Genomic DNA, 256 nt, shown 5'->3' on the forward strand with positions numbered 1-256 from the left:
GTACTGCATATCATATGCCAGCTGTTGTGAGGTTAAAAGGAACGCTACAGCAAGAGAGGCTGACTGAAGCCTTTGAAAAACTCATCACACGTCATGATATGCTGCGTACGTCTTTTCATACGTTGAAAGGCGTTCCTCGTCAGCGGGTAGCTCCATCCGTACCTTTTCAAATAGAGCAGCTAACAGGCGGTACGATGGAAGAAAATATGCAGAAATTTGTCAGACCCTTTGACCTTGAGTGTGCACCACTTCTTCG

General features: G+C 46.1%; 1 protein-coding gene. It reads left to right on the top strand.

All coding sequences use genetic code 11. The features are described from left to right. Window positions 1-256: condensation domain-containing protein (locus SB658_RS25510; protein ID WP_410603235.1), on the top strand; the 256-nt coding region annotated here is incomplete at both ends.

The sequence above is a fragment of the Bacillus sp. SIMBA_008 genome (assembly GCF_046535495.1).
Lineage (GTDB): Bacteria > Bacillota > Bacilli > Bacillales > Bacillaceae > Bacillus > Bacillus subtilis.